The sequence below is a fragment of the Arthrobacter sp. A2-55 genome, from assembly GCF_025548615.1.
GTDB lineage: Bacteria > Actinomycetota > Actinomycetes > Actinomycetales > Micrococcaceae > Specibacter > Specibacter silviterrae.
Genome location: NZ_JAJLOZ010000059.1, coordinates 22,483 through 31,852, shown reverse-complemented (window position 1 = coordinate 31,852; position 9,370 = coordinate 22,483). Strand labels below are relative to the sequence as shown.

Annotated in this window: 8 protein-coding genes; 3 read left to right on the top strand and 5 right to left on the bottom strand. The window is 66.1% G+C overall.

What is annotated here, in order from left to right:
* The 3 genes from LPN03_RS15345 to LPN03_RS15335 all read right to left on the bottom strand — a co-directional run.
* On the bottom strand, positions 1-495 hold a 495-nt coding region (locus LPN03_RS15345; protein WP_262454899.1), incomplete at its 3' end, for a GIY-YIG nuclease family protein.
* A 120-nt stretch (positions 496-615) separates the two neighbouring features.
* Positions 616-1,452: a hypothetical protein gene (locus LPN03_RS15340; protein ID WP_262454898.1), complete on the bottom strand. Its 837-nt coding sequence runs from the start codon at positions 1,450-1,452 to the stop codon at positions 616-618.
* A 220-nt stretch (positions 1,453-1,672) separates the two neighbouring features.
* Positions 1,673-3,163 (bottom strand): helix-turn-helix transcriptional regulator, encoded by a 1,491-nt coding sequence (locus LPN03_RS15335; protein WP_205677897.1) that lies wholly within the window; start codon positions 3,161-3,163, stop codon positions 1,673-1,675.
* A gap of 169 nt (positions 3,164-3,332) precedes the next feature.
* Between LPN03_RS15335 and aceA the strand changes: the two genes are divergently transcribed.
* The 3 genes from aceA (at position 3,333) to LPN03_RS15320 (ending at position 7,239) form a co-directional block, all read left to right on the top strand.
* Entirely contained in the window at positions 3,333-4,655 is a 1,323-nt protein-coding gene (aceA, locus tag LPN03_RS15330; protein WP_262454897.1) for an isocitrate lyase, read from the top strand.
* A 33-nt stretch (positions 4,656-4,688) separates the two neighbouring features.
* Positions 4,689-6,353: a malate synthase A gene (gene aceB / locus LPN03_RS15325; protein WP_262454896.1), complete on the top strand. Its 1,665-nt coding sequence runs from the start codon at positions 4,689-4,691 to the stop codon at positions 6,351-6,353.
* A 181-nt stretch (positions 6,354-6,534) separates the two neighbouring features.
* Positions 6,535-7,239 carry a DsbA family oxidoreductase gene (locus tag LPN03_RS15320; protein ID WP_262454894.1) on the top strand — a complete coding sequence of 235 codons (705 nt, stop codon included), beginning with the start codon at positions 6,535-6,537 and terminating at the stop codon, positions 7,237-7,239.
* Between the two features lie 80 nt (positions 7,240-7,319).
* Here the strand turns inward: LPN03_RS15320 and LPN03_RS15315 are convergent, their stop codons facing one another.
* Both LPN03_RS15315 and LPN03_RS15310 read right to left on the bottom strand, forming a co-directional pair.
* Positions 7,320-8,348, bottom strand: a complete 1,029-nt coding sequence (locus LPN03_RS15315) for a Gfo/Idh/MocA family protein (protein WP_262454893.1) — start codon at positions 8,346-8,348, stop codon at positions 7,320-7,322.
* On the bottom strand, positions 8,345-9,367 hold the full coding sequence (locus LPN03_RS15310) for a Gfo/Idh/MocA family protein (RefSeq protein WP_262454892.1): 1,023 nt from the start codon (positions 9,365-9,367) through the stop codon (positions 8,345-8,347). Before LPN03_RS15310 ends, LPN03_RS15315 begins: the two co-directional genes overlap by 4 nt.
* Between the last annotated feature and the right edge of the window lie 3 nt (positions 9,368-9,370).

Genomic DNA, 9,370 nt, shown 5'->3' with positions numbered 1-9,370 from the left:
GCGGTGCGCGATTGCCGCGACGGCTGAGACGTGCAGCTGTTCGGGTGTGCGGCCGTCGCGGTTGAAGGGCGGGAGGAGCTCGGTTCGCAGCTCTTCCTCGAGGCCGGCAACACTGTCCAGGTCCTGAACCACACAAAAGGATGTGCCCAGGTTGCTGACCATCCAGGCACTGAGCAGTTCCTCGTCTGGATCGGTCAGCCTCGGGTGGGCGGATCGTCCGTGCCACTGGGCCTGAAGTCCCAGAATGGCCGCCAGGGAACGGCGGAACGTGGACTTGGACGTTTGCACGTCGTGGTGCTTGGCCCGGCTCCGCAAATTCGTCGCCTTGCCCACGTACAGCAGGTCGCCGCGCTTCAACGGCTTCAATTCAGCGGGCCATTCCACGTTCTTGGGCAGCCCGCCCGTCAGGTAGCACTTGTAGAGGCCGGGAGCAAAGGGCATCGCCGACCACGCAGTTTTGGCAGGGGCCATGGCTGTCCATTTGAGTTCTTTCATGGCCCTGACTTTACGTCACCGGCACAGCAACCCCTTGCCCCGGCGGCCCCGTCCCCACCGCTTTAGTGGGGACCGGCCCCCACTGCTTTAGTGGCGGGCCGGGCCGCCGGGGCGGCCGGGCTATGCCTCGATGAGCTCGTCGTCGTCCTCGAACTCCACGGCGGCAATGATTTCCTCGGTCTCCGGGTTGATCATGAACGCCTCGTCGTCCTCTTCAATCATGGCGAAGTCGCCGTGGTCAGTGGTGAAGTGCCAGGCCAGAATGGTGCGGCCGTCAAACTCAAAGTTGGGGTCGCCCATGGTGATCTTTTCGAGCTTGTAGCCGGCCATCGCGCACAGTTCACGGATGATGAGCTCAAACTCGGGCGCGTCCTCGGCCGCCTCGGCCTGGCGCTCCCCCAGGTTCGGGACCTGGGCCACGCGCGCCGCGATGTACTCTTCCAGTTCCGTTTCGCTGAGCACCAGCAGTCCTTCCTGGCCCCGGAGCCACGCTGCGTTCAGGCCCGTCACGTCCTCGGTTTCGAGCAGTTCCTCAAATTCGCCGTCCAGGGCTTCGATGGCGTCGACGTCCCCGGAGCGGCCGTCCACCTCGTCGAGGTCGCCGTCGAGGTAGGTCTCGGCGTCGTCCTCGGAGAGCGAATCGAAGAGCTCGGCGGTCCGGTTGAAGAGTTCCAGGTGCCGCGTGGCGCCCATGGCTTCCAGGCCCTCGCGGATGTAGACGTCCAGTTCAGAGCGGTCCGGGGACATGAACACATACTGGGCAAAGCCGCCGTCGAGCGCCTGGGCCAGGTAAAAGTCCACGAAGTAGCTGCGCAGCGAGTTGGGGGCGATTTCCTCGGAATTGAGCAGCGCGCGGTACATGGCGTTCACCACGGACACATTGTCGCCAACAACGTCCTCGTTGCTGGCGGCAGCGCCCTCGGTGGTCAGGATGACGGGGAATTGGGTGCTGGTCATGGTAATTCCTCACTGCTATGGGCCGGTGGTGCTGCTTACGCCTTCACGCTACGTCGCAGCAGTGTCCCGTTTGCCGGCCTGGACATGAACGTCCGGCGAAGATTGGGCAACCAGCGTCCCCTGCCGCGCCGAGTCAGCAGCGATGGCGACTTTGGCAGCGGCTAAGTCGCCATCGCTGCTGACTCAGCGCCCCGCAGGCGCCAATCCGGACGACGGCGGCCTACCGGCCCTCGTGTGCCGCCAGGAACTTGTACACCTCGGTTTCGTCCACGCCGGGAAATGCGCCCTGCGGCATGGCTGCCAAAAGGTGCGAGTTGGCGCGGGTGGACGGCCACGCGTTGCCGGCCCATTCGGCGAACAGTGCTGCCGGCGGCCGGCGGCAGCACGCCGGGTCCGGGCACCGCGACTGCGAGCGCTCCGTGGTGTCCCGGCCCCGGAACCACTTGACGTGGGCATAGGGCACGCCGATGCTCAGCGAATACTCCCCCGAGGAGTGGCGTTCGGTCCGCGCCGTGCACCAGTAGGTTCCGACGGCGGTGTCCGTGTACTGGTTGAACGCCCGGAACTTGTCGGGCACGTCAAAAACGGCGCGGGAGGTCCAGAACCGGCACACGGCCTGGCCCTCGATGGCTCCGGTGTGGTCGGCGGGAAAGTTGACGCCGTCGTTCTCGTAGGCCTTGTGGATGATCCCGGACTCGTGGACTTTTTGGAAGTGCGTGGTGATGCCCAGGTGCTCGGTGGCTAGGTTGGTGAAGCGGTGGGCGGCCGTCTCATAGGACACGGCGAAGGCGTCCCGGATGTCCTCAATGGCCAGCTCCTTCGCGGCCTTGGCCTCCTTCAGGAAGTCCACGGTGGCCCGTTCAGGCATCAGCAGGGACGCGGCAAAGTAGTTGGTGTAGACGCGCTGGCGCAGAAAGTCCGAATAGTCGCGCGGGGTCTGGTGGCCCAAAAGGTAGTGCCCCAGGGCCTGCAACAGCACGGACCGGGGGTCATGGTCGGAGCGCTGGCCCTGCGTGAGGTAAATTCGGCGGTTCTTCAAGTCCGTCACGGAACGGGTGGAATGCGGCAGGTCGCCCACGTAGTGCAGGTCAAATCCAACGTGCTCGGCAATGTCGGCGGCCACGTGGTGGGACAGGGGCCCGCGGTCGTGGCCCACGGCCTTGAGCAGCTCCTGCGCCTGCACTTCAATCTCCGGATAGTAGTTGTTTCGGTCGCGCATTTCCAGGCGCAGCACGTTGTTGGCGCGGCGGGCTTCCTCCGGCGTGGCGGACTGCTCGTCGAGCCGGCGTTCCAGTTCGTTCTGCAGCCCCACCAGAGACTCCAGCACTTCCGTGGAAAGCCGCGAGCTGACGCGGACTTTGGGCAGTCCCAGCGACTGGTACAGCGGCCCGCGCTGAGCCCTTTCCAGCTCGATTTCCAGGGCGGCCCGGCGGCTGGGCGGCTCGGCCCCGAGCAGCTGTTCAAGCCCGACGCCGAGTGCCCCGGCCAGGTGCTGCAGGAGCGTCAGCTTGGGCTCCCGCTTGCCGTTCTCGATGAGGGAAAGCTGCGACGGCGCAGCCCCCACCTTCGCGCTCAAATCGTCCAGGGTCATGCCGAGCTTTTTGCGCAGGTGGCGCACCCGCCGGCCCAGGGCAATCACGTCCAGTTCGCCGCCGTCGTCCGCTTCCTTGGCGCTGCGGGCGGGGGCGAGGTTCCAGCCTTCATTGTTCATTTCTTGAGAATAGCGGAAGAAGTGCGAATCTTTCCACCATCTGCCCCTAGCTACCCCTTGAAAACACCGGAATAGTGGAAATCACAAAGAAGGAACACCGATCCCGGAACTCGAGCAGCTCGAACACAGACAACCGGGACCGGCCACCAACCGCAAAGGAGCGACCCCCATGACCGCAGCATTTGAACCCGCAAAGACGCCGGAGCAGAGCAACGCCGAGGCCGTCGCCGCCCTCGAACTCGAGTGGTCCGCCAACCCCCGCTGGGACGGCCTGGAGCGCACCTACTCCGCGGAAGAAGTCATCAAGCTGCGCGGCCGGGTCCAGGAGGACCACACGCTGGCCCGCCGCGGCTCGGAAAAGCTGTGGGACCAGCTGCGCAACTCCACGCCGGGCGCGTACACAAACGCACTTGGCGCCCTCACCGGCAACCAGGCGGTCCAGCAGGTGAAGGCCGGCCTGAAGGCCGTTTACCTCTCCGGCTGGCAGGTCGCCGCCGACGCCAACTCCAACGGCAACACCTACCCCGACCAGTCCCTGTACCCCGTGGACTCGGTGCCCAAGGTGGTCCGCCGCATCAACAACGCACTCCTGCGCGCCGACCAGATTGAATTTTCCGAAGGCCTCCAGAGCGTTGAGGACTGGCTGGTGCCGATCGTGGCCGACGCCGAAGCCGGCTTTGGCGGGCCGCTGAACGCCTACGAGCTCATGAAGTCCATGATCGTCGCCGGCGCCTCGGGAGTGCACTGGGAAGACCAGCTGGCCAGCGAGAAGAAGTGCGGCCACCTGGGCGGGAAGGTCCTGATCCCCACCGCCCAGCACGTCCGCACCCTGAACGCCGCCCGCCTGGCCGCCGACGTGGCCGGCGTCCCGTCCGTCATCATTGCCCGCACCGATGCCGAGGCAGCCACCCTGATCACCTCCGACGTCGACGACCGGGACAAGCCGTTCCTCACCGGGGAGCGCACGGCCGAAGGCTTCTACCACGTCCAGAACGGCCTGGAGCCCTCCATTGCCAGGGCCCGCGCCTACGCCCCCTACTCCGACCTCATCTGGATGGAAACCGGCACCCCCGACCTGGAGCACGCTAAGAAGTTTGCCGAAGGCGTCAAGTCCGAATTCCCCGACCAGATGCTCGCCTACAACTGCTCGCCGTCGTTCAATTGGAAGAAGCACCTCGACGACAGCACCATTGCCAAGTTCCAACGCGAACTCGGCGCCATGGGGTACACATTCCAGTTCATCACCCTGGCTGGTTTCCATTCCCTGAACTACTCGATGTTTGACCTTGCCCATGGTTACGCCCGCAACGGCATGAGCTCCTACGTCGAACTGCAGGAGCGCGAATTTGGCGCAGAAGACCGCGGCTACACCGCAACCAAGCACCAGCGCGAAGTGGGCACAGGCTACTTCGACCTGGTCGCGACAGCCCTGAACCCGAACAGCGGCACCCTCGCATTGGCCGGCTCCACCGAAGCCCAGCAGTTCCACTAACACTTCCCCGCACTTTTTGCCCAGGAGACTCCCATGAACTCGACGAACAGCCTGAACGGAATCACGTTCAACGGCATTACCCTCACCGCTCCCCCGATCCACCGCCAGGAAGAAATCCTGACCCCCGAGGCCCTGGACTTCATCGCAGCGCTGAACCGCACCACGACGGCGCGCCGCCACGAGCTGCTGGCAGCCCGCCAGGTGCGCCGCCGCCAGATCCTTAGCGGCAGCGACCCCCGCTACCTGCGTGAAACGTCCGGCATCCGCGAGGACCCGAACTGGCGCGTGGCCCCTCCGGCCCCTGGCCTGGAGGACCGCCGCGTGGAGATCACCGGCCCCGTCGATCGCAAGATGACCATCAACGCCCTGAACTCCGGCGCGAAGGTCTGGCTGGCGGACATGGAGGACGCCTCCACGCCCACGTGGGGCAACGTGATCCGGGGCCAGTTGAACCTGATCGACGCCCTGGAGCGCCGCATCGACTTCACCAGTGCCGAAGGCAAGGAATACCGTCTGGCACCTGCCGAGGAACTGCCCACCATCGTGGTCCGTCCCCGCGGCTGGCACCTGCCGGAGAAGCACCTGCTCATCAATGGCAGGCCCCTGGCCGGCGGAATCGTCGACTTCGGGCTGTACTTCTTCCACAACGCCCGCCGGCTGATCGCCCAGGGCAAGGGCCCGTACTTTTACCTGCCGAAGATTGAAAACCACCTGGAGGCACGGCTCTGGAATGACATCTTCATCCAGGCCCAGGACCTGCTCGGCATCCCGCAGGGCACCATCCGAGCCACCGTCCTGATCGAGACCATAACGGCCGCCTTCGAGATGGAGGAAATCCTCTACGAACTGCGCGACCACGCCGCCGGCCTGAACGCGGGCCGCTGGGACTACCTGTTCTCCGTGATCAAGAACTTCCGCACCCGCGGCCCCCGCTTCGTGCTGCCGGACCGCAACCAGATCACCATGACGGCACCGTTCATGCGCGCCTACACCGAACAGCTGGTCCGCGCCTGCCACCGCCGCGGCGCCATGGCCATCGGCGGCATGTCCGCCTTTGTCCCGAACCGCCGCGACCCCGAGGCCAACGCCAACGCCATGCGGAAAACCCGGGCGGACAAGACCCGTGAGGCCAACGACGGCTTTGACGGTTCCTGGGTGGCGCACCCGGACCTGGTCCCGGTGGCCATGGAGGTCTTTGACGACATGCTGGGCTGGAACCCGAACCAGATCTCCCGGCTCCGCGAGGACGTGGAACTGGACGACCACGCGCTCCTGGACGTGGCCGGCACCCAGGGCACCATCACCGAACAGGGCATCCGCGACAACATCTGGGTCGGCATCCAGTACATCGAGTCCTGGCTGCGCGGCCACGGCGCCGTCGCCCTGAACAACCTCATGGAAGACGCCGCCACCGCCGAAATTTCCCGCTCGCAGATCTGGCAGTGGATCCACAGCCAGGCCATCACGGACACGGGCGAGCTCATCACCTTTGACTGGGTGAGGGAAATGCTGGAGGAGGAATTCGCCAAGATGCCGCGCTTTGACGCGGACCGCTTTGACGACGCCCTGGAGATCTTCGAAACCGTTGCCCTGGGCGAGGAATTCCCCACCTTCCTGACCCTCACGGCTTACGCGAAGTACCTGCACGCGGCCCCGGAGCAGCAGCCCGCCGAAACCCGGGTGCTCGCCGCCGCATAAGTTTGGTTGTTCCATCGGACGCGTCGCCACTGCAGGCCCGACGGTCGGGCCCCGATGGACAGCCTTAATCCCCCCAACGGGCACTTAACGTGGATGTTTTTGAAGAACATCCACGTTAAGTGCCCGTTGGCGCGTCTTTTGGCGTGGAATAAAGCGGCACCCGCTGCCCGTTGCCGAGAGTATGAAGATTGAGATCTGGTCAGATGTTGCGTGCCCGTGGTGCTACATCGGCAAACGCCGTTTTGAAACTGCCCTGAACGATTTTGCCCACAAGGATTCCGTGGAGGTGCAGTGGCGCAGCTACCAGCTGGACCCCACCCTCCCCGAGCACTACGACGGAACCGAGATCAGCTACCTGGCCGAGCGCAAGGGCATGGACCCGGCGCAGGTGAAGGGCATGTTTGCCCACGTCACCGAGCAGGCCAAGGGTGAGGGCCTGGACTACAAGTTCGACGACGTGGTGGTCGCCAACAGCTTCAACGCCCACCAGCTCATCCACCTCGCCGCCACCCAAGGCAAGGCCGACGCCGTCAAGGAAGCCCTGCTGTCGGCCCACTTTGAGCACGGCGAAGACATAGGCAGCCGCGAGTTCCTGGTGCATGCCGGTTCCGCCGCCGGCCTGGCCGAGGCTGACATCAACGATGCCCTGGACACGGACAAATATGCCGACGACGTCCGCCACGACTTCGCCGAGGCCCGCGCGCTGGGCGTGAGCGGGGTGCCGTTCTTCGTCATTGACAGGAAGTACGGGATCTCCGGCGCCCAGCCGTCAGCCCTGTTCACGCAGGCCCTCGACGAGGCCTGGCAGGAAGCCCACCCGCTGGCCATGGTTTCCTCCGGCGATGCCAACGGCGAGGTGTGCGGCCCCGACGGCTGCGCCATCTAGCCGACGGCGGCCCATCCAGCCCAGCTGCGCCAGCTAGCACCGCCGGGCCCGCACCGCCGGGCTCGCACCGCCGGGCCCGCTCAGCAGTGGACGGGCTGCCCGCTTGCAACGGACGCCTGCGCGGCCTTGACGATTTCCAGCGTCCGCAGGCCGCTGCCGCCGTCGGGCTGCGGCTGGCGCCCTGCCAGGATGGCGGAAATGAACTCGTCGATCATGAGCGAGTCGAGATCGGCCCCGTAGGGCAGCCAGGCCGCACCCAGCGCGTCAAAGCCACCCACGTGGGACGCGAAGGGGTCGATCCTGACCGAACCCTTGGTGCCCGTCACGGTGAATGTCAGCCCGCCCCAGGTGGGCGCACTGGCCGGCTGGCTCCACGAACAGTCAATGGTGGCTATGACCCCGCCCTGATAGGTGATGGTGACGAGCCCGCCGGTCTCCACGGTGACCCCGCGCCGGGCGTGGAGGATGCGGTTGGACACGGCGTGGATGCGCTGCGCCGGGACGCCCAGCAGGTCATCGAGCAGGTCCGCGCAGTGGACCACATGGTCCACCAGGGCGCCGCCGCCGGCCAGTTCGGGATCGGTGAACCAGGCCCTGTCGGAGGGCATCCAGCCGTTGTTGGTGCCCACCACGGACACAATGTCGCCCAGCGCACCGGCCCGGACCATGCCCCTGAGTTCCTGGTAGGCGGGTGAAAACCGGACGGGGAAGGCTGTCATGAGCCTGACCCCCGCCGCGGCAGCCGCCTCCAGGGCAAGCTCCGCATCCGCCACGGTGGTGGCCAGCGGCTTCTCGCACAAAACGTGCGCCCCGGCAGCCGCAAACAGCTGGACCAGCCCGGCATGCTTGGAGTTCTCGCTGCAAATGACCACGGCGTCGGGCCGCCAGTCCAGCACCTCCTGGTAGCTGTCGGCATAGGCGGCGCCGTGGGCTGCGGCAAACGCGGCGCCCCTGAGCTCCCCTTCCGGAGACTGGGCGCTGTCAGGGTCCGCTGTCAAAAGGTCGACGTCGGCGCGCCCGGCAAGGTGTCGGATGTAGCTGGCGGCGTGGGTGTGGGCAAAGGACAGCACGGCCACGCGCAGCCGGCCGGGGCGGATGGGAACGGTCATGAAGGCACCTCTTCGCTGGTGAGGACGTGGCTGGTTGAGAAGGGGACGGATTGCCCGGTGCGGAGGGATTCCAGCGCCGCTTCAGCGATCGCCACGGCAATGATGCCGTCCTCCAGCGACACCCGCGGGGCCGCGCCGCCGGCAAAAGCGTCAGCGAACTCGCGAATTTCGGTCAGGTACGGGCTTTCCTCAACCCCGGCGGGAGGCAGGTACGAATCCACCACCCCGGCCGGCAGGTTCCTGACCACCGAGGTGTCTGCGGCAGAGTCGAAACGCAGGGCGCCGGAGTCCCCGGCAATGTCAAAGGACGTGCGGAAATCCATCCCCGGAGGCCCCCACACGCCCTGAATGTGGGAGATGGCACCGGACTCATGGGTGAGGGTCACGTGGGCACTGACAATGCGCGCCGGCTCCCCGTCCCCAGCGCCGTCGGCGCCTGCCGTGTTTTGCACCGCATAGACGGCGGTGATGTCGCCGGCCAGCCAGCGGGCCTGGTCGAGGTCGTGGATCATCTGGTCCATGATGATGCCCCCCGACTGTTCCACATCGTAAAACCAGGGGCTGGCCGGTCCGGCGCCGCCACGGTTGAACCTGAGCACGGCGGGAGTGCCCACCCTGCCGCCGTCGACCGCTTCCTTCGCTGCGGCGTAGGCCGGAAAGTACCTGACCACATGCCCGGGGTAGAGCTGCACGCCGGCCTCGCGGACCGCGCCCAGAATGGCCTTCCCGTCCGCCACCGTGCGGCCAACGGGCTTTTCACACACGATGTCCTTGCCTGCCGCCGCCGCGGCCTCCGCGATGCTCCGGTGGCTGGTGGTCGGGGTGCAGATGTCGACAATGTCGGCGTCGGCCAGCAGTTCCTGCAGCGATGCCGCCACGGACAGGCCGTACTGGGCAGCCAGCTCCTCCGCGCCCTCTAAGGAGAACACAGTGACTGCTGCACCGAGTTCCAGCCAGGCAGGCACATGTACATGGGTGATCCCGCCGGAACCGACCAGTCCTACTCGAATTTGTGTCATGGA

What these genes read in the sequence shown, in the direction of transcription:
- LPN03_RS15340 (WP_262454898.1), bottom strand. Translation starts at nt 1,452, where the DNA reads ATGACCAGCACCCAATTCCCCGTCATCCTGACCACCGAGGGCGCTGCC.
- LPN03_RS15335 (WP_205677897.1), bottom strand. Translation starts at nt 3,163, where the DNA reads ATGAACAATGAAGGCTGGAACCTCGCCCCCGCCCGCAGCGCCAAGGAA.
- aceA (WP_262454897.1), top strand. Translation starts at nt 3,333, where the DNA reads ATGACCGCAGCATTTGAACCCGCAAAGACGCCGGAGCAGAGCAACGCC.
- aceB (WP_262454896.1), top strand. Translation starts at nt 4,689, where the DNA reads ATGAACTCGACGAACAGCCTGAACGGAATCACGTTCAACGGCATTACC.
- LPN03_RS15320 (WP_262454894.1), top strand. Translation starts at nt 6,535, where the DNA reads ATGAAGATTGAGATCTGGTCAGATGTTGCGTGCCCGTGGTGCTACATC.
- LPN03_RS15315 (WP_262454893.1), bottom strand. Translation starts at nt 8,348, where the DNA reads ATGACCGTTCCCATCCGCCCCGGCCGGCTGCGCGTGGCCGTGCTGTCC.
- LPN03_RS15310 (WP_262454892.1), bottom strand. Translation starts at nt 9,367, where the DNA reads ATGACACAAATTCGAGTAGGACTGGTCGGTTCCGGCGGGATCACCCAT.